At 69.1% G+C, this 17,912-nt stretch carries 17 protein-coding genes; 8 read left to right on the forward strand and 9 right to left on the reverse strand.

Features of this window, described 5'->3' with window-relative positions:
- Positions 1-143 precede the first annotated feature (143 nt).
- The 3 genes from G369_RS0115100 to G369_RS0115110 are packed head-to-tail and all read left to right on the forward strand — an operon-like array spanning position 144 to position 3,675.
- Positions 144-947, forward strand: coding sequence for an SDR family NAD(P)-dependent oxidoreductase (locus tag G369_RS0115100; protein WP_019654843.1), 804 nt, complete (start codon positions 144-146; stop codon positions 945-947).
- A 33-nt stretch (positions 948-980) separates the two neighbouring features.
- The gene (locus tag G369_RS0115105) at positions 981-2,117 is read left to right on the forward strand and encodes a DUF5938 domain-containing protein (protein ID WP_019654844.1); all 1,137 of its coding nucleotides are present in this window, start codon (positions 981-983) and stop codon (positions 2,115-2,117) included.
- A 4-nt stretch (positions 2,118-2,121) separates the two neighbouring features.
- Positions 2,122-3,675 (forward strand): acyl-CoA synthetase, encoded by a 1,554-nt coding sequence (locus G369_RS0115110; protein WP_019654845.1) that lies wholly within the window; start codon positions 2,122-2,124, stop codon positions 3,673-3,675.
- On the opposite strand, the gene G369_RS0115115 is transcribed toward G369_RS0115110, so the two are convergent.
- Positions 3,657-5,270: a class I adenylate-forming enzyme family protein gene (locus tag G369_RS0115115; RefSeq protein ID WP_019654846.1), complete on the reverse strand. Its 1,614-nt coding sequence runs from the start codon at positions 5,268-5,270 to the stop codon at positions 3,657-3,659. The two genes, G369_RS0115110 and G369_RS0115115, sit on opposite strands and share 19 nt — an antisense overlap.
- A gap of 100 nt (positions 5,271-5,370) precedes the next feature.
- Complete coding sequence (locus G369_RS0115120; protein WP_051127585.1) at positions 5,371-6,198, reverse strand: hypothetical protein; 828 nt, start codon at positions 6,196-6,198, stop codon at positions 5,371-5,373.
- Between the two features lie 248 nt (positions 6,199-6,446).
- Between G369_RS0115120 and G369_RS0115125 the strand changes: the two genes are divergently transcribed.
- Positions 6,447-7,109: a DUF1345 domain-containing protein gene (locus G369_RS0115125; protein ID WP_019654848.1), complete on the forward strand. Its 663-nt coding sequence runs from the start codon at positions 6,447-6,449 to the stop codon at positions 7,107-7,109.
- A gap of 18 nt (positions 7,110-7,127) precedes the next feature.
- Here G369_RS0115125 and G369_RS0115130 read toward each other — a convergent pair whose 3' ends face one another.
- The 3 genes from G369_RS0115130 to G369_RS0115140 are packed head-to-tail and all read right to left on the reverse strand — an operon-like array spanning position 7,128 to position 10,257.
- Positions 7,128-8,075, reverse strand: coding sequence for a DMT family transporter (locus G369_RS0115130; protein WP_019654849.1), 948 nt, complete (start codon positions 8,073-8,075; stop codon positions 7,128-7,130).
- A 52-nt stretch (positions 8,076-8,127) separates the two neighbouring features.
- Positions 8,128-8,625, reverse strand: coding sequence for a methylated-DNA--[protein]-cysteine S-methyltransferase (locus G369_RS0115135; RefSeq protein WP_019654850.1), 498 nt, complete (start codon positions 8,623-8,625; stop codon positions 8,128-8,130).
- Between the two features lie 6 nt (positions 8,626-8,631).
- On the reverse strand, positions 8,632-10,257 hold the full coding sequence (locus G369_RS0115140) for a DNA-3-methyladenine glycosylase 2 family protein (protein ID WP_019654851.1): 1,626 nt from the start codon (positions 10,255-10,257) through the stop codon (positions 8,632-8,634).
- 111 nt (positions 10,258-10,368) lie between these two features.
- On the opposite strand from G369_RS0115140, the gene G369_RS0115145 reads away from it, so the two are divergent.
- Positions 10,369-11,751: a phosphomannomutase/phosphoglucomutase gene (locus G369_RS0115145; protein WP_019654852.1), complete on the forward strand. Its 1,383-nt coding sequence runs from the start codon at positions 10,369-10,371 to the stop codon at positions 11,749-11,751.
- Between the two features lie 169 nt (positions 11,752-11,920).
- Positions 11,921-13,312: a 3-deoxy-D-manno-octulosonic acid transferase gene (locus G369_RS0115150; protein WP_019654853.1), complete on the forward strand. Its 1,392-nt coding sequence runs from the start codon at positions 11,921-11,923 to the stop codon at positions 13,310-13,312.
- A gap of 137 nt (positions 13,313-13,449) precedes the next feature.
- Here the strand turns inward: G369_RS0115150 and G369_RS0115155 are convergent, their stop codons facing one another.
- The 4 genes from G369_RS0115155 to G369_RS0115170 are packed head-to-tail and all read right to left on the reverse strand — an operon-like array spanning position 13,450 to position 16,808.
- Complete coding sequence (locus G369_RS0115155; RefSeq protein ID WP_019654854.1) at positions 13,450-15,009, reverse strand: TolC family outer membrane protein; 1,560 nt, start codon at positions 15,007-15,009, stop codon at positions 13,450-13,452.
- A 22-nt stretch (positions 15,010-15,031) separates the two neighbouring features.
- Positions 15,032-15,367, reverse strand: coding sequence for a rhodanese-like domain-containing protein (locus G369_RS0115160; protein ID WP_019654855.1), 336 nt, complete (start codon positions 15,365-15,367; stop codon positions 15,032-15,034).
- A gap of 19 nt (positions 15,368-15,386) precedes the next feature.
- Positions 15,387-16,064, reverse strand: a complete 678-nt coding sequence (locus tag G369_RS0115165; RefSeq protein ID WP_019654856.1) for a protein-L-isoaspartate O-methyltransferase family protein — start codon at positions 16,062-16,064, stop codon at positions 15,387-15,389.
- Positions 16,065-16,085: 21 nt separating this feature from the next.
- On the reverse strand, positions 16,086-16,808 hold the full coding sequence (locus G369_RS0115170) for a TetR/AcrR family transcriptional regulator (RefSeq protein ID WP_019654857.1): 723 nt from the start codon (positions 16,806-16,808) through the stop codon (positions 16,086-16,088).
- Between the two features lie 102 nt (positions 16,809-16,910).
- On the opposite strand from G369_RS0115170, the gene msrA reads away from it, so the two are divergent.
- Together msrA and G369_RS0115180 are read left to right on the forward strand one after the other, a co-directional pair.
- The gene (gene msrA, locus G369_RS0115175) at positions 16,911-17,462 is read left to right on the forward strand and encodes a peptide-methionine (S)-S-oxide reductase MsrA (RefSeq protein ID WP_019654858.1); all 552 of its coding nucleotides are present in this window, start codon (positions 16,911-16,913) and stop codon (positions 17,460-17,462) included.
- Positions 17,463-17,500: 38 nt separating this feature from the next.
- A complete protein-coding gene (locus G369_RS0115180; RefSeq protein WP_019654859.1) occupies positions 17,501-17,881 on the forward strand; it encodes a hypothetical protein in 381 nt (126 codons plus the stop codon).
- The last annotated feature ends 31 nt before the right edge of the window (positions 17,882-17,912 follow it).

Genomic DNA, 17,912 nt, shown 5'->3' on the forward strand with positions numbered 1-17,912 from the left:
CGCAAGCGGGAGAACCCGCATCCGGCACGCCACGGATGCCATTCTAGAAAAACTTGACGGTTGCCAAGAAAAATCTTGACAGTCGTAAAGTCGATTTCTAGCATGGCCGCTCCATCTCACAACATATCCACAGGAGACAAGTGATGGCCAAGTACGACTTGAAGGGGCGCCGTGCGCTCGTGACGGGCGGTGCGCGCGGCATTGGCGCGAGCATCGCCGAGGCGCTGGCCGCGGCCGGCGCTTCCGTGATGATCGGCGACGTGCTCGCCGACCTGGGGCGCGAAACCGCCGCCAGGCTGTCCGCATCGGGGGCGAAGGTGGGCTTCGTCCCGCTCGACGTCACGAGGGACGGCGACTGGGCCTCGGCCACCGAGACCACGGTGAAGGAGCTCGGCGGCTTCGACATCCTCGTCAACAACGCCGGCATCGAGATCACCTCGCTGGTGGTGGACGTCGACGGCGACGACCTGCGCCGCATGCTCGACGTGAACGTGGCCGGCACGCTGCTCGGCATGAAGCACGCCTTCCGCGCGATGCGTCCCGGCGGCAGCGCGGGCAAGGGCGGTGCGGTGGTCAACATCGCCTCGGTCGCGGCGACCATCGCGTTCCCCGCCATTGCCGGCTACTCCGCCACCAAGTCAGCCGTCGACCGCGCCACGCGCGTCGCGGCGATGGAGTCCGGCAAGCTGGGCTACGGCGTCCGGGTCAACTGCATTTACCCGGGCCTCGTGCCCACCGACATGGGCATGAAGCTCGCGCACGACATCGTCGCCGCGGGCCTTGCACCGAGCGTGGAGGCCGCCGTGGGCGACGTGGTCGGCCAGACGCCGCTGGGGCGTCTGGGCGAAGTCGGCGACATGGCCGACGTGGTGGTCTTCCTCTGCTGCGACGCGGCCCGGTTCATCACCGGCGCAGGCATCGCGGTGGATGGCGGCATGGGCATGTAGTCGCACAGGCGAACAACAGCAAGGAGACACAGCATGAGCAGCAGCAAGAAGAAACCCGTCGTCGTCTACGGCGCCTCAGGCTACACCGGCCGGCTGGTGTGCGAATACCTGCGCGAGTACAACATCCCCTTCGTCGCCGCGGGCCGCAGCGCGCAGAAGGTGGAAGCGGCGATGAAGTCCAACGTGCCCGGCATCGAGACCGCGAACTACGAGGTGGTGGAAGTGGCGCATTCGGTGGGTGCGCTCACCGAGCTCTTCACCGGCGCCTCGGTTGTGCTGAATACGGTGGGGCCCTTCGCCCGCTTCGGCCATGAGGTGGTCGATGCCTGCCTGGCCGCGGGCTGCCACTACACCGACACCACCGGCGAGCAGGACTGGCTCATCACGCTCGACCAGAAGTACGGCGCCAGGTTCGCCGCCGCAGGCCTGCTGCTGTCGCCGGGCCTCGCCCACATGTACACCACCGGCGAGATCGCCGCGCAGCTGTGCCTGGAGACGCCCGGCCTCGACACGCTCGACATCGCCGTGTTCTGGGGCGGCAGCCCGACCATCGCGTCCACCCAGACCATCCTGGTGAATGCGGCCACCTCGAAGGCCTACTACCTGGAGCAGAACGAATACGTCGAATGGCAATCCGACGCGGGGCTGTACCACCTCTCGATTCCCGGCCAGCACGAGGCCGCGCTGGCGCTGCCCTGGGGCGGCACCTCGCACCCGGTGTGGTTCAGGCGCGATCCGCGCGTGGCCAACGTGAAGGTGCTGGGCGGTGTCTTCAACAAGGCGCTGATGCAGGGCGTGCCGCAGATCGTGGCCGCCGCGCTCAAGGCCACCGAGGGCATGAACGACGAGGACCGCTATGCCGCGCTGGCCCAGACCGCGTCGGGCGTGATGAACACCATGCCGCCGCGCGAGAACCCGCGCATCAACAAGTCGGTCGATTCGGTGCACGCCTCCGGTCCGCTGGGCCGCGTGCACTGCGTGATCTTCGGCAACTGCAACTACAAGCAGACCGGCCTGCTGCAGGCCTACGCGGCCGCCTCGCTGCTGCAGCAGCCGCCGCGGCGCGCCGGCTTCGCTTCGGGCTGCCAGGCCTTCGGTCACCGCGAGCTGCTGGGTGCGCTGCGCGGTTTCGGGCTGGTGCAGGAGCCCGTGATCACCCGGATGGGTTGATCTCATGCGCCTGGTCGACTACCTCGACAAGGGCGCCCAGCTCGGCGCCCATTCGCCGTGCCTCACCATGGGCGGCAGCAGCCTGAGCTATGCCCAGGTGCAGCGCATCAGCTGGCGCGTGGCGAGGGGCCTGCAACGCGCCGGCATCCGCCCCGGCGACAAGGTGGCCGTGCTTTCGAGCAACGACGCGACGGCCTTCGCCACAGTGTTCGGCATCTCGCGCGCGGGCTGCGTGTGGTGCCCGATCAATCCGCGCAACGAGGCGGGCGAGAACGCCTACGTGCTCGATGCCTTCGACTGCGCCTGCCTGATCTTCCACGGCAACTATGCGGCCATGGTCGAGCAGATGCGCCCGCAACTGCCCGGGCTGCGGGCGCTGGTGTGCCTCGACCAGCGCCAGGCCTTCGCGCCCTCGCTGGAAGACTGGCTCGAGGGCCTGGACGACTCGCCCTTCGACATCGCGCCGCCCGACGACCTGGCGATGATCGCCGGCACCGGCGGCACCACAGGCCAGCCCAAGGGCGTGATGCTGTCTGGGCGCAATCTCGAGGCGATGTCGGCGCTGACGCTGATGGGCTATCCCTTCGAGGGGCGGCCCGTCTACCTCGCGCTGGCGCCGCTCACGCATGCCGCCGGCGTGCTGTGCCTGCCGGTGATGGCGCTGGGCGGGCAGGTCGTGATCATGCCCAGGCCCGACCTGGGCGAGTTCCTCGGCCTCATCGAGGCGCATGGGGTCACCCATACCTTCCTGCCGCCCACGCTGATCTACATGCTGCTGCAGCATCCGCAGCTCGCGCACACGAAGCTCGATTCGCTGCAGTGCTTCTGGTACGGCGCCGCGCCCATGTCGGCCGCGCGGCTCGAAGAGGCACTGCAGAAGATCGGCCCCGTCATGGCGCAGCTCTTCGGCCAGACGGAGGCGCCGATGATGATCTCGATGATGTCGCCGCGCGAGCACTTCAACGCCGACGGCACCATCGCACGCCATCGCCTGTCTTCGGCGGGCAGGCCGGGCCCGCTCGTGCAGGTGGGCGTGATGAACGCCGACGGCGTGCTGCTGCCCACGGGCGAGAGCGGCGAGATCGTGGTGCGCGGCTCGCTGGTGATGCTCGGCTACTACAAGAACCCGGGCGCCACCGAAGAGGCTTCTCGCCATGGCTGGCACCACACGGGCGACATCGGCTACCTCGATGCCGATGGCTTTCTCTACATAGTCGACCGTGCCAAGGACATGATCATCTCGGGCGGCTTCAATGTCTATTCGGCCGAGGTCGAGCAGGCGCTGCTGCAGCACCCCGACGTGCAGGACAGCGCCGTAGTCGGACTGCCCGACGAGAAGTGGGGCGAGCGCGTGGTGGCGGTGCTGCAGCTGCACGAAGGCCGGCAGGTGGACGTGGAGGACGTCAAGGCCTTCGTCAAGGCGCGCATCGGCAGCGTGAAGGCGCCCAAGCAGATCGAGGTGTGGCTCGACCTGCCGCGATCCAGGGTGGGCAAGGTGCTGAAGAAGGAAGTGCGCGCGACGCTGCTGCAGGGCGCGGATCAACCCTCGTGCTCGTAGTGGTCGTGGTGCGCCCGGCGCAGCTCGAACTTCTGGATCTTGCCGGTCGAGGTCATCGGCAGCGCCGGCAGGAAGATGATCTTCTTCGGCACCTCGAAGCCGCCCAGGTGCTCCTTGCAGTGGGCGGAGAGGGCGGCCTCGTCGAAGTCGGCCGGTGCGTCGGGCCTGCGCGTGACGAAGGCGGTGATGGCCTCGCCCCAGCGCCCGTGCGGCAGGCCCACCACCGCGGCGTTGAGCACGGCGGGGTGCCGCAGCAGCACCTCCTCGACCTTGATCGAGGGCACGTTCTCGCCGCCCGACTTGACCATGTCCTTGAGCCGGTCGAGGAAGATCAGCTGGCCGTCGGCGTCGAGCTTGCCCAGGTCACCCGAGTGGTGCCAGCCGAAGCGCTGCGCGTTCGCAGTGGCCTCCGGGTCGTTGTAGTAGCCGAGCATCACGTTGGGGCCGCGGAAGACGATCTCGCCGACCTGCTCGGGGCCGAGCAGCTCGCCGTCGTCACCCATCACCGCGACCTCGTTCACCAGGGTGCCCACGCCCCAGTAGGAGCCGAAGCGCCTGCGCTGCTCGTGCGCCTCGAAGATGGTGGCGCCGGGGTACATCTCGGTCTGGCCCGAGACGAGCGCGAAGTTCGGGCAGAACTCGTCGAGCAGGCGCAGCAGCAGCGTGCGCGACATCGGCGCCATCGCATACACGCAAAGCCGCAGGCTCGAGATGTCGCGCGCGGTGCGCTGCGGATGCGCGAGCAGCGCGCCGTACATCATCGGCAGGCCGACCATCACCGTGATGCGGTGCCGCTCGATGGCCGCGAGCACCGCGCCGGGGTCGAATCCGCGCAGCACCACGAGCGAGCCGCCCACCGCCAGCGCCGACATCAGCACCGTGTGCTGGCCGCAGTGGAAGAGCGGCAGCACGCTGCTCCACACGTCGGCGCGCTCGGGGCTGCTGCCCCATTCGACCATGTTGCTCAACAGCACCGAATGCACCGAGGCGTGCGAGTGCATCACGCCCTTCTGGCGGCCCGTGGTGCCGCTGGTGTACATGATGAGCGCGAGCTGCGTACTGTCGATGGGCACGTCGGGCAGGGTCGCCGGGCCCTGCGCGATGGCCTGCAGCACGGTGGGCAAGCCTTCCGGCGGCGTGTCGCCGTCGAGCACGCAGAGGATGGGCGCCACGCCTTTCGTGCTCAGCAGTTCACGCAGCTCGGGCCGGGCGTGCAGCGCGGTGTCGATCACGACATGGCGCACCTCGGCATGGCCGAGGATGTAGCCGATGGCATCCACCGCCAGCGCGGTGTTGATCGGCACCCACACGAGGCCGGCCTTCTGGATGCCCAGCATGGCGACCACCATCTGGATCGAGTTGTTGCACAGCATCCCCACGCGGTCGCCGCCCGACAGGCCCAGGCCCAGCAGGTGGTGCGCGAAGCGGTTGGAGGCGGCGTCGAGTTCGCCGTAGGTGACGCGGTGCTCGCCTTCGACGAGCGCCGTACGTGCGCCGAAGCGGCGTGCGCTGCGATGGATCACGTCGCCCAGCGCGATGCGCGAGATGCGCGAATGGAACTGCGGCGGCACAGGGCCGTTGGCGGCTGCGGGCATGCTCTTCGTCTCCGTTCTTCGATGGTGGGCGCAGCCTAAGGCCGTGCGCCGCACCGCGTCTTGCGAAGACTGGCTGCCACCCCGCAGCCGGATCGGGCGCCTAGAAGCGCGCCTTGAGGAAGGCCGAGGGACCCTGCAGCTTGACCTTCAGGCGCGTATCGGCGAAGTCGTTGTTGCGTGTCAGGTCGATGTTCGTCACGCCATAGGCCAGCACCACGCCCACGTTCTTCACCGGGAACCACTCCACGCCCGCGGAAGCGTTGTAGATGTTGCCGTGGAAGCGGCCGCCGTTCTTCCATACGCCCGAGGCGTCGGCGAAGAGGCGCAGGTCGGGCGTGATGGCGTGGCGCACGCCGATCTCCAGCAGCGGCGCCACGGCGTTGTCGCTCGAACTCTGGCTCAGGGTGCCGATCTGGCCGTTCACGGAGGCCAGGGCGCTGGCGCCGAGCGTCGCGCGGTAGTAGGCGGCGCCGGCGCCGAGGCCGAGCACGGTGTTGCCCGAGCCGATCCACCATTTGTACGAGAGCTTCGCGAAGTCGAGCTTGGTGCTCAGGTCCGCATTGCCGAAGGTGTTGAGCGTGCCGAAGGGCCCGAGCGACGTGGTGTTGGCGACGCCGCCGGAGTAGTCGCGCTTGTAGCGGTAGTAGTCGAAGGAGATGCCCTGGCTGTCGCCCAGCAGCACGTCGGCCGAGATGCGCGGCATGGTGACGCGGCCGGGCTTGATGTCGCCCGTCTGCAATGCGCCGTACGCCGTGCCGAAGGATGCGCTGATCTTCGGATCGGCGTTGAAGCCGCCCACCGAGAAGCTGAAGCGATCGAGCGCAGGGGAGGGGTCGGCGAAGGCAGGCGCGGCGGCAATGAGCAGCCCTGCGCCGAGCAGCACGGGGTGCCGGACGGACGGGAGAAGACGGGGACGAGGCAGCGGCATTGAAGAATCCTTGAAGAAACGGATGGGCGAAACTGGAACTGGATGGACCCCTCGGGCACGTCGTCTTGGCGGAACGGGAGCCGGGTGGCTGCGTCCTGTGCGGTGCTTGAGGGCGAGGCTCCCTGAACAGGCGATACGTTAGAGGGCGACAAGGACTTCGCGGATGCGCGGAATGCCGCAGTGGTTGTAGGAATAGCTCTACGCCGCGACGGCGCGTTGCGCCCCTTGGCGGGCGCTAAAGTGCCGTCATGCGCCGACACCTCTCCACCACCACCGGTCCCCAACGTCTTTTCTATGGCGCCGCCGCGGGCGCGGCCGTCGCCGTTGCGCTCCTGCCGGTGCCCATGAGCGGCATGGCGCGGGGCCTGGCCGCCTGGTGTGCGGGCGTGGTGGTGCACCAGCTGCTCGCATGGTGGCTGGCCTGCACCTTCGACGCCAGGCGCACGCGCGAGCGCGCGCAGTCGCTGGACCAGCCGAACGTGTTGATCCTGGTGTCGATGCTGCTGGTCGTGGCGATGAGCGTGGTGGCCATCGCCATGCTGCTGCAGCAGGTGAAGGACCTCAGCGGCTGGGTGCGCGCGGCGCACATCGCGCTCGGGCTGGTGGCGCTCGTGGGCTCGTGGCTGACGATGCACACGATCTACGCCTTCCACTACGCGCACCGCTACTACATCGACCAGCGCGACGGCACGCCCGACGGCGGCCTCGACTTTCCGGGCAAGGACGACGCGCCCGACTACTTCGACTTTCTCTACTACTCCTACGTGATCGGCATGACCTCGCAGGTCTCCGACGTGCAGGCGACCTCGAAGGAGATGCGGCGCATCACGCTGCTGCACAGCATGCTGGCCTTCGCCTTCAACATGCTGGTGCTGGCGCTTTCGGTGAACGTGGTCGCGGGCGCCGTGTAGGCGTCACGCGACGCGCCTTCAGGCTGGCGCCTTGCGCGGCCAGCCCGGCTTGACGATGCCGGTCGACAGCGCCACCCCGCAGACGATCACCACCGCGCACACCAGCATCCACTGCGTGATGCTCTCGCCCAGGAACACCGCGCCGTAGAACAGCGCGAACACCGGCACCAGGAAGGTCACCGTCAAGGCGCGTGCCGGGCCGGCGCGCTCGATCAGGCGGAAGAACAGGATGTAGGCCACCCCGGTGCAGGCGATGCCCAGCGCCAGCAGCGCGAGCCATGCGCGCAGGCTGGGCATCTGCGTGGGCCAGAGCCAGAAGGCGGGCAGGGCCAGGAAGGCGGTGGCGCCGATCTGGCTGCCGGTGGCGGTGGTGAGCGCGGGCACGCCGCCCAGCCAGGCCCGCGTGGCGCTGGCGGAGATGCCATAGCACAGGCAGGCGGCGAGGCAGGCGAGCACTGCAAAGAGCGCCGCATTGCCGCTGGCGCCGGAATGCAGGCCGGCGTTGCGGCTCGCCAGCATCGCCACGCCCGCAAAGCCGATCACCAGCCCCACCAGCCGCCAGTTCGCCGGCCGCTCGCGGAACCAGGCCCAGGCCACCAGCGCGCCGAACATCGGCGTGGTGGCGTTGAGCACTGCCGCGAGGCCGGTGTTGATGGTCAGCAGCGCGAAGCAGAAGAGCGCAAAGGGCATGCCCGAGTTGAAGACGCCGACCAGCATGCTGGCCTTCCAGTGCTTCGCAAGCGACGGTCCCTGCCCGCGCAGCAGCGCGATCGGCAGCAGGAAAAGCGCGGCGATCGCCACCCGCACCGCGGCCGTCGGCAACGCGCCGAACTCGGCGGCGCCGATGCGCATGAAGAGAAAGGAGGCGCCCCACAGCGCCCCCAGCAGCACCAGGTCGATGAGCCACGCGGTGGGCGGGAGGGCCTTGGCGGCGGGGGCGACGTTGTCGTTCTTCGTTGTGGTCATGCGTCCTCGGTCGTTCTTTCTTCTGTGCGCTCGCGCGTTCGCTCGCTCGGGCTCAGATCGCCTTTTCGAGCTGCAGCAACGCGGTCTTGCGTTCGAGCCCGCCAGCGTAACCGGTCAGCGAACCGTCGGAGCCCAGCACGCGGTGGCAGGGCACGATCACGCTGATCGGGTTGCGTCCCACGGCAGCACCCACCGCGCGCACCGCGGCCGGGTTGCCCACGTTGATGCTGAGCGCGCCGTAGCTCGTGGTGGCTCCGGCCGGAATGGCCAGCAGCTGCTGCCACACGCTCTGCTGGAACGCGGTGCCGTGCGAGAGGTCGAGCTTCATGTCGAAGCTGTCGCGCTTGCCGGCGAAGTAGTCGCGCAGCTGCGTGGCCGCCTCGACCAGCGCGGGATGGTCGTCCCTGGTGATCCAGCCGCTGGTGTCGGGCCAGTGGCGCTGCTGGTCGAACCAGACGCCGGCCAGGCCGTTGTCGGTGGCCGCCATCGTGACGCCGCCCAGCGGCGTGTCGATGTGCGAGGTGTAGATGACTTTGCTCTTGAACTTCATGACGCTTCAGGCTGCGACGCCTGCCGTGGTGATGAGGGGAGATCCGGACTCGGTGGCCGCAGGTGGCGAAGGCGAGCCCGCCGGCGCCGGGGCCGGCGCATGCCAGGCCCGCAGCACCGCGTAGCTGCGCCACGGCCGCCACGCCTGCGAGGCTTCGCTGGCGGCGCGGGCGGTGGTCACGCCCAGGGCCTTCTGCAGCGCGACGTCGCCGGCCGGAAAGGCGTCGGGCCAGCGCAGCGCGCGCATCGCGATGTACTGTGCAGTCCAGGCGCCGATGCCGGGCAGCTCCTGCAGCGCGGCGATGGTGGAGGGCACGTCGGCGCCGGCGTGCAGGGCCAGCCTGCCGGAGGCCACCTCGCGCGCGACGGCCTGCAGCGCCGTCTGCCGCTGCCGCACGATGCCGAGCCGGCCCAGCTCGTCGCCGCTCGCGGCCGCGATGGCCGCCGGCGTGGGAAAGAGCCGGTCCAGCCCCTCGACCGGCGTGGCCAGCGTTTCGCCGAAGGCCTGGACCAGCCGCGAGCCCAGCGTGCGCGCCGCGGCGACCGTGATCTGCTGGCCCAGCACCGCGCGCACCGCGAGCTCGAAGCCGTCGACCGCGCCGGGCACTCGAAGCCCGTCGCCGTGCGGAAAGGCCGCGTGCAGCGCCGCATTGATGGCCATCGGCTCCGCATCGAGGTCGAACAGGGCGCGGGCACGGCTGATGACGATGGGCAGCACGGCGGCCAGCGAATCGCTGACCGACAGCAGCATCTGCTCGCGTTGCAGGTCGAAGCCCAGCTGCAGCCACCCCGCGTGGGCCTGCGCGCCCTGCTGGATGCGCAGCGTGCGGGTCAGCTTCACGTAGTCGGGCGTGCTGCCCTTGGCGGGTTCCTTGCCGTCGGCGGTGGAGACCACCTCCACGCCGCGCAGCGCGCGCCGTGCGAAGAAGCCCAGCATGGCGTTGGCGTCGTAGGGCGGTCGGAAGCCCAGGCGCACCTCGATCGCCTTGCCATGGCCACCTGCGCTGCCGTTGTCCGCGCCGCCGCCGGCGCGCCGCAGCGCGCTCGGATTCAGGCCGTAGTGCTCCAGGAAGGCTGCATTGAAGCGGCGCACGCTGGCGAAGCCGCTGGCCAGCGCGACCTGCGTCATCGGCAGGCGCGTGTCGGCGATGAGCTGCTTGGCGGCCAGCAGGCGGCGCGTCTGCAGGTACTGGAGGGGCGAGACGCCGAACTGCGATTCGAAGATGCGCCGCAGGTGGCGGTCGCTCACGCCCAGGCGCGCCGCGATCTGGGCCGCGCCGGGGCCGTCTTCGGACCAGGCGTCGGGCTCGTCGATCAGCCGCGCGGCCTGCTGCGCGAGGATGCGCGAGGCATCTTCGGTCGACCAGCTCGCCGCGCCCGAAGCGCGAGGGGCCAGCTCGGGGCGGCAGCGCAAGCAGGGGCGGAAGCCCGCGGCCTCGGCCTGTGCCGCATGGCGGAAGAACCGGCAGTTCTCGCGCCGCGGCAGCTTCACCCGGCAGACCGGGCGGCAGTAGATGCCGGTGGAGGTCACCGCGGTGAAGAAGGAGCCGTCGAAGCGCGCGTCGTGCGTCTTCATCGCCAGGTAGCAGGCGTCGCTCTCGAGCGCTTCGGTGGAGTGGTGGTCGGCAGGCATGGGGAAATGATACGGTTTCGACTCGTTTCAACTGGCCGTTTCCGGACATGTGGCCACCCGGGGCCTTGCCTACAATGCCCGGTTTACAAATCCGACAGGGAACGCCTCTCCATGCAGCTCAGCGCGTCGATCTTCAAGGCCTATGACATCCGCGGCATCGTGCCGGTCACACTCGATGCCGAGGTGGCGGAAGCGCTGGGCAGGGCCTTCGGCAGCGCGGCCCGCGCGGCGGGCGAGAAGTCGGTGGCGGTGGGGCGCGACGGCCGCCTGTCGGGCCCCGCGCTGGCCGAGGCGCTGATCAAGGGCCTAGTGGCCACGGGCATCGAGGTCATCGACGTGGGCGCCGTCACCACGCCCATGCTGTATTTCGCGGCCCACACGCTGTGCACGAGCGGCATCCAGGTCACCGGCAGCCACAACCCCAAGGACTACAACGGCTTCAAGATGGTGCTGGCCGGCCGTGCGATCTACGGCGACGAGATCCAGGCCCTGCGCAGGACCATGGAAGCCGGCACCGCGCAGCTCGCCCCGGGCGGCAGCGTGCGCAAGGTCGACGTGGCCCCGGCCTACATCGAGCGCATCGCTGGCGACATCAAGCTGGCGCGCCCGATGAAGATCGTGGTCGATTCGGGCAACGGCATCGCCGGCGCCTCGGCCCCGGCCATCTTCCGCGCCCTGGGCTGCGAGGTGACCGAGCTCTTCAGCGAGGTCGACGGCAACTTCCCCAACCACCACCCCGACCCGAGCAAGCCCGAGAACCTGAAGGACCTGATCGCCGCGCTAGCCGCGGGCGACGCCGAGCTGGGCCTGGCCTTCGACGGCGACGGCGACCGCCTGGGCATCGTCACCAAGGACGGCCAGAACATCTTCCCCGACCGCCAGATGCAGCTCTTTGCGCAGGACGTGCTCTCGCGCGTGCCCGGCGGCACCATCGTCTACGACGTGAAGTGCTCGCAGCGCCTGGGCCCGGCCATCGAGGCCGCGGGCGGCAAGCCGATGATCTTCAAGACCGGCCACTCGCTCATCAAGGCGAAGATGAAGGAAATCGACTCGCCCCTGGGCGGCGAGATGAGCGGCCACATCTTCTTCAAGGAGCGCTGGTTCGGCTTCGACGACGGCACCTACGCGGGCTGCCGCCTGCTCGAGATCCTGAGCAAGAGCCCCGACGCGAACGCCGTGCTCAACGCGCTGCCCACGAGCTTCTCGACGCCCGAGCTGAACGTGGCCTGCGCCGAGGGCGAGCCGCACGCGGTGGTCGACAAGCTGGTGAAGGGCGCGAACTTCGCCGCGCCCGCCAAGGTATCGACCATCGACGGGCTGCGCGTCGACTGGCCCGATGGCTTCGGGCTGATCCGCGCGTCTAACACCACGCCCGTGCTGGTGCTGCGCTTCGAAGGGCAGACCGATGCGGCGCTCAAGCGCATCGAGGCCGAGATGCTGGCCCTTCTGAGAACCGCCAAGCCCGACGCCAAGGTAGGCGAAGCGGCGCATTAGGATGACCCCCCGTCTTCGCGCACTCCGTGTCGCTGCGCCAACCCTCTTCCAGGGGGCGATACCGCTGGCCCGGCAAAGCCGGCTCCAAGGTAGCTCTGGCGTGAAAGGCCGCGCCGATCTCACGCGCTGTGGGTTCCGCAACGGTGTGGTCTTGGTGGGGAACTGAATCGTGCGTTCCCTGCTGCTGCGCCTCTACGGCGCCTTCACCACTGTCGTGCAACCGCTCGTGCGCCGCAAGCTGCGGCGCCGCGCGCAGGCCGAGCCGGGCTACGGCGTGGCGGTGGAGGAGCGCTTCGGCTACTACGACGAAGCCATCACCGGGCATGCCCAGTGCTGGGTGCATGCGGTCTCGCTCGGTGAGACGCGCGCGGCCGCGATCCTGATCGCCGAGCTGCGCCGGCAGTACCCCGGCGTGCCGATCCTGCTCACGCACGGTACCGCCACCGGTCGCGAGGAAGGTGCCAAGCTGCTGGAGCCGGGCGACACGCAGGTCTGGCAGCCGTGGGACACGCCTGGCGCCGTACGCCGATTCCTCGACCGCTTCCAGCCGCGCATCGGCGTGCTGATGGAAACCGAGGTCTGGCCCGAGCTGACTGCCGCCTGCGCCGAACGCCGCATTCCGCTCGTGCTGGCCAATGCGCGCCTCAACGAGAAGTCGCTGGCGGCGGCGGAGCGCCTTGCATGGCTGGCGCGGCCCGCCTATTCGTCTCTCACGGCCGTGTGGGCGCAGACCGAGGCCGATGCGCACCGGCTGGTGTCGCTCGGCGCCAAGGTGGCCGGCATCTACGGCAACCTGAAGTTCGACGCCACGCCCGATGCGCGTCAGCTCACCGCCGCTGCCTCGCTGCGCGAGCGCCTGCCCAAGCCGATGGTGGTGCTCGCAAGCTCGCGCGACGGCGAGGAGCGCATGCTGCTCGAAGTGCTCAAGCGTTTCGGCGCGACGTCGCCGGTGCCGCCGGAGCAGGGCGCGATCCGCTCGATCGCCAAGCGCGTGCATGACGTGCAATGGATGATCGTGCCGCGCCATCCGCAGCGTTTCGACGAGGTCGCGGCGCTGATCGAGGCCGAGGGCTTCGCGGTGGCGCGCCGCAGTGCGGCGGGCCAGCCGTCCGATGCCGAGATCTGGCTCGGCGATTCGCTGGGCGAGATGGCGCTCTATTACGGCCTGGCCGACGTGGCGTTGCTCGGCGGCAGCTTCGAGCCGCTGGGCGGGCAGAACCTGATCGAGCCGGCGGCCTGCGGCTGCCCGGTGGTCATGGGCCCGTCCACGTTCAACTTCGCCGAGGCAGCGCAGCTCTCGCTGGCCGCGGGTGCATCGCTGCGCGTCGAAGGCATGGAGCAGGCCGTCACTGCGGCGCTGAAGCTGGTCGAGAACCCCGAGCGCCGCGCCGCGATGGCGCAGGCCGCGCTGGCGTTCTCCTCATCGAACCGCGGCGCGGCCGAGCGCACGGCGGCGGCAGTGCTGGCGATTGCGCAGGCGGCCGAGCCGGTGGACACGGTGAATGCGCCGCTGGACGGCGATCCGCAACAACCGCCGCGCGCGGAACCCACGCTGGATTGAATTGCCTCTGGCTCCTTCCCCCAGAGGGGGAAGGTTGGGATGGGGCAAGTGCCCAACGAGCGCTGCGAATGGGTTAAAGCCACGGTGCCCCCACCCCGACCCTCCGCCGGGAGGGGAGGGAGAAAAATCCAACTGGCTCAGCGCACGGGCGGATTCACGATCACCGGCGGCACGGGCGCCGTCGGCATCGTCGGTGCGGGCGGATTGAACTGCGGCGTCTGCACCGGCGGGATCGCGGGGATGCTCGGCGGCGTCGCGGGCACAACGGGTGTCGTGGTCGTCGTCGTGCCGCGGTCGGGGCCGATGGCCGGCGGCACGGCCGGCACGCTGCCGCTGCTGGCCAGCGTCGCGTTGATCGCGTTCATGTCGTCCACGGTCAGCGTGCCGTTGGCCTGGCGCAGCTTCAGGTTGCCCAGCAGCACGTTGTAGCGCGCCTGCGCGAGGTCGCGCTTGGTCTGGTAGAGCTGGCTCTGCGAGTTCAGCACGTCGATGTTGATGCGCACGCCCACCTGGTAGCCGAGCCGGTTGGCGTCGAGCGCGCTCTGGCTCGAGGCCTCGGCGGCTTCCAGCGCCTTCACCTGCCCCGCCCCTGAAACGAGCCCGAGGTAGGCCGCGCGCGTGGCCTGCGCCACGCTGCGGCGCGTGCCTTCGAGCACGCTGCGCGACTGGTCTTCGAGCGCCAGCGTTTCCTTGATGCGGTTCTCGGTGGCGAAGCCGGCGAACAGCGGCAGGTTGAAGGTGACGCCCACCGTGGCCGCGTTGACGCGCGTGCCCACGGTACTCGTGCTGGTTCCGGTCGGATTGCGCGTGACGTTGTAGCCCAGGTTGGCGTCCAGCGTGGGCTTGTGGCCGGCCTTGGCTTTCTCCACTTCGAGCCCGGCCACGTCCAGGCCCAGGCGGGCCTGCCGGATGGAGGGATGCGCCTCGTCGGCCTGCGAGACCCATGCGTTGATGTCTGCGGGCGTCGCCGTCGGCAGCACCACGGGCACGGCGAGCGGCACCGGCACGCTGCCGGGACGGCCGACCAGCTGGTCGAGCACCACCTTCTTCACCTGCAGGTCGTTCTCCGCGGCGATCTCCTGGGCGATCACCAGGTCGTAGCGGGCCTGGGCCTCGCGCGAATCGGTGATGGTGGAGGTGCCCACCTCGAAGTTGCGCTTGGCCGATGCCAGCTGCTCGGCCACGGCCACCTTCTGCGCGCGCACGAGCGCCAGGCTGTCCTGGCTCGCGAGCACGTCGAAGTAGGCCTGGCTCACGCGCACGATCAGGTCCTGCTCGGCGATGGTGAGCACCGCCTGGGCGATGTCGGCCTGGCGCTTGCCCTGCTCGTAGGTGGCCCAGTTCGCGGGCCGGTACAGCGGCTGGGTGGCGTTGATGCCGATGTTCTGCGTGTTGAAGTCGCGCGAGGCGGAGCTGCCCCGGCTGGTGCCGGTGAGGGTGTCGATGTCCAGGTCGCTGCGCGTGACGCCTGCGGTGAGGCCCACGGCGGGCAGGATGCCAGCCTTGGCCTGCGCGGCGCGCGCGATGCTCGCGTCGTACTGGGCCCGTGCGCCCTGGTACGTGGCGTCGAAGCCGCGGGCGGATTCGTAGAGTTCGTTCAGTGTCTGGGCCTGGGTCAGGGCCGGCGATGCGAGCAGGACTGCGAAGGTGGTTGCGAGTGCTGCGGAAAGAGGCGAAAGCCGGGGCCTGGAAGGCATTGAACGTCCTTGGGGGAAAGAATCAGTAGCGCGGGACCGTAGGGTCGTGCGACGACCAGGCGTCGATGCCGCCTGCCACGTTGGCGAGCTGGTCAAAGCCGTTCTGGTTCAGGAAGGCGGCCACGCGCTGGCTGCGCGCGCCGTGATGGCACAGGCATGCGATGCGTTGGCCGTCATTCAGCTCGGCCAGCCGCCCGGGGATCTCGTTCATCGGAATCGCCACCAGGGTGAAGCCCTGGGGCGTGACGCTAGCCGTCTGCAGCTCCCAGGGCTCGCGCACGTCGAGCAGCACGGGGGCTGCGTCGGCGTTCTGTGCGAACCAGGCGGCGAGGTCGGCGGGGCGGACTTGGTCGATCATGCTCGTGTCAACCGTCGGCTCAGAACGCGAAGCGCGAGGGCTCGGGGAAGTTCAGCAGGCGCGGGGCCATCGTGTCCCAGGGCTGGATCGTGTCCCACTTGCTCTCGCTGGTGCGTGTGACGAAGTGGGCGCGCATCATCGGCTCTTCGCCCACGATGGCCGAGAGGCGGCCGCCGACCTTCAGCGATCCGAGCAGGTTCTGCGGAATGCGCGCGACGGAGCCGCTGAGCACGATCACGTCGAAACTGGGACCGCTGGGCAGCGGCACGGAGCCGTCGGCATGGCGCACTTCGACGTTGGTCACGCCGTTGCGGTGCAGCGTCTCGGCGGCGCGGGCGGCCAGCACGGGGTTGATCTCCAGCGACAGCACCTGGGCGGCGCGGGCGCCCAGCAGGGCGGCCATGAAGCCGGAGCCGGTGCCGATCTCGAGCACGGTCTCGTGCTTCTTGATGTGCAGGTCCTGCAGCGTGCGGGCCTCGACCTTGGGCGACAGCATGATCTCGCCGGGCACGGAGCCGTCGAGCAGCGGCAGTTCCATGTCGAAGAACGAGAGGGTGCGGTGCGCTTCGGGCACGTAGTCCTCGCGGTGGATCTGGGCCAGCAGCTCGAGGATGTCGTTGTCGAGCACGTCCCAGGGGCGGATCTGCTGCTCGATCATGTTGAAGCGCAAGCGCTCGAGGGTGGGGGTGGGGTTCATGGCGTGGCTTTCCTTGTGGGCTCAGGACAAACCTTCAATTTTAGGTGCCGCCGGTGACACCACCGGTTCGGTCGGCCTTCCGGGGCGCACGCTGAGCCCGTTGATCACCACTTCGGCCTGGGTCGCCAGGTATTTTTCGGGGTCGAGCGCCGCGGCACCGTCGACGCAGACCATGGCCGAATGCTTCCAGAGCATGAGAAAGACCATGGGCGCGACCACCGAGTAGATGGCGTGGTCGATGTCCATGGGAGCGAACTCGCCGCTGTCGATGCCGCGCTGGAAGATGCGCCGCAGCAGCTCGTGGCCGGGCCGGACCACCTGCTCGCGATAGAACTCCGCGAGCCCGGGGAAATTGGCGCCTTCGCTCATCATGAGCTTGGTCAGCCCCGAGGCCTGGGTCTTGCCCACGCGCTCCCACCATACGTTCATGCAGTAGCGCAGCATGTCGGCGGTGGTGCCCTCGAAGGCCTCGAACTCGGCATTCCACTCGGTGAAACGGCCGCCGAGGTTCTCCATGACCACGGCCTTGAAGAGCTCTTCCTTGCTCGGGAAGTACAGGAAGAGGGTGCCCTTGGAAACCCCGGCGCGCGCCGCCACTTCCTCTGAGCGTGTCGCTGCAAAGCCTTTTTCCACGAAGAGATCGAGCGCGGCCGCCAGCAGTTCGCCGGGGCGCGCCTCCTTCCGGCGCTCGCGCTTGGCGCGCACCGGGCAGATCTTGTCGACGAGGGAACGGGAGGGGGACATGTTATTAATGACTCGCGGGTTAGTAATGTAGTGACCGACATCCGTCACGTCAAGCCGCGACAATATCGGGTTCGTCTTTTCAACCTCCTCCGGAGCCGCACCATGTCCTCTTCATCGCCGACCACCGAAACCATCGTGCTGGGCGGGGGCTGCTTCTGGTGCACCGAAGCGGTCTTCGACCGGGTGCAGGGCGTGCTCGACGTCGAATCGGGCTACAGCAACGGCCAGGCCGTCAACCCGACCTACGAGCAGGTCTGCACCGGCCGCACCGGGCACGCCGAGGTGGTCAAGCTCGAATTCGACCCGGCGCAGATCAGCCTGCGAGACATCCTCGAGATCTTCTTCGTCGTGCACGACCCGACCACGCTCAACCGCCAGGGCAACGACGTCGGCACCCAGTACCGCAGCGGCATCTACTACATCGACGACGCCCAGAAGCAGGTGGCCCAGGACGTGATCCGCGAGATCGAGGCCAGCAAGACCTACTCCTCGCCCGTGGTCACCGAGGTGGCGCCGCTGGCCAACTACTCGACGGCCGAGGCCTATCACCAGGACTACTTCCTGAACCATCCGAACCAGGGCTACTGCGCCTTCGTCGTGGGCCCGAAGGTCGAGAAGTTCCAGAAGACCTTCGCATCGCGCGTCAAGGCCTGAAGGCCTGACGCGCCGAACGGCCCGAACCCGCCTCTTCCGTGCACCTCGCCATCCGACAGTCCAGACCCCGCTCGACCCGCGCGCTCGTGGTCGTGCTTGCGGTCGCGCTGTGGTTCGCGGGCACGCTGGGGCTGATGCACCGATCGCTGCACGTGCCGGGCCTGCCGGCCGCCGCGGCGCAGGCCGCGCAGATCGTCCACAAGCACACGGCTCATCACCTGGCCAGCCTGTTCGGCGATCACACCGATGCCGAGTGCCGGCTGTACGACCAGCTCTCCCACGGCTCGGCCATGCCCGGCGTGCCGTTGCTGGTGCTGCCGATGCTGCTGCCGTCGGCCACCTTCGCTTTCCTGCAGGGCGAGGCGCTCGCCCGCTGGGTCGCGCTCTTCGACGCGCGCGGCCCGCCTTCCACTCGCTGAATCCCCTTGTGTTCCGGCTGCTGCTGCACCC

Origin of the sequence: Variovorax atrisoli 110B (assembly GCF_000382045.1) — a bacterium.
GTDB classification, from domain to species: domain Bacteria; phylum Pseudomonadota; class Gammaproteobacteria; order Burkholderiales; family Burkholderiaceae_C; genus Variovorax; species Variovorax atrisoli.

Coding starts and splice junctions, on each gene's coding strand:
- G369_RS0115100 (WP_019654843.1), top strand. CDS start 144: ATGGCCAAGTACGACTTGAAGGGGCGCCGTGCGCTCGTGACGGGCGGT.
- G369_RS0115105 (WP_019654844.1), top strand. CDS start 981: ATGAGCAGCAGCAAGAAGAAACCCGTCGTCGTCTACGGCGCCTCAGGC.
- G369_RS0115110 (WP_019654845.1), top strand. CDS start 2,122: ATGCGCCTGGTCGACTACCTCGACAAGGGCGCCCAGCTCGGCGCCCAT.
- G369_RS0115115 (WP_019654846.1), bottom strand. CDS start 5,270: ATGCCCGCAGCCGCCAACGGCCCTGTGCCGCCGCAGTTCCATTCGCGC.
- G369_RS0115120 (WP_051127585.1), bottom strand. CDS start 6,198: ATGCCGCTGCCTCGTCCCCGTCTTCTCCCGTCCGTCCGGCACCCCGTG.
- G369_RS0115125 (WP_019654848.1), top strand. CDS start 6,447: ATGCGCCGACACCTCTCCACCACCACCGGTCCCCAACGTCTTTTCTAT.
- G369_RS0115130 (WP_019654849.1), bottom strand. CDS start 8,075: ATGACCACAACGAAGAACGACAACGTCGCCCCCGCCGCCAAGGCCCTC.
- G369_RS0115135 (WP_019654850.1), bottom strand. CDS start 8,625: ATGAAGTTCAAGAGCAAAGTCATCTACACCTCGCACATCGACACGCCG.
- G369_RS0115140 (WP_019654851.1), bottom strand. CDS start 10,257: ATGCCTGCCGACCACCACTCCACCGAAGCGCTCGAGAGCGACGCCTGC.
- G369_RS0115145 (WP_019654852.1), top strand. CDS start 10,369: ATGCAGCTCAGCGCGTCGATCTTCAAGGCCTATGACATCCGCGGCATC.
- G369_RS0115155 (WP_019654854.1), bottom strand. CDS start 15,009: ATGCCTTCCAGGCCCCGGCTTTCGCCTCTTTCCGCAGCACTCGCAACC.
- G369_RS0115160 (WP_019654855.1), bottom strand. CDS start 15,367: ATGATCGACCAAGTCCGCCCCGCCGACCTCGCCGCCTGGTTCGCACAG.
- G369_RS0115165 (WP_019654856.1), bottom strand. CDS start 16,064: ATGAACCCCACCCCCACCCTCGAGCGCTTGCGCTTCAACATGATCGAG.
- G369_RS0115170 (WP_019654857.1), bottom strand. CDS start 16,808: ATGTCCCCCTCCCGTTCCCTCGTCGACAAGATCTGCCCGGTGCGCGCC.
- msrA (WP_019654858.1), top strand. CDS start 16,911: ATGTCCTCTTCATCGCCGACCACCGAAACCATCGTGCTGGGCGGGGGC.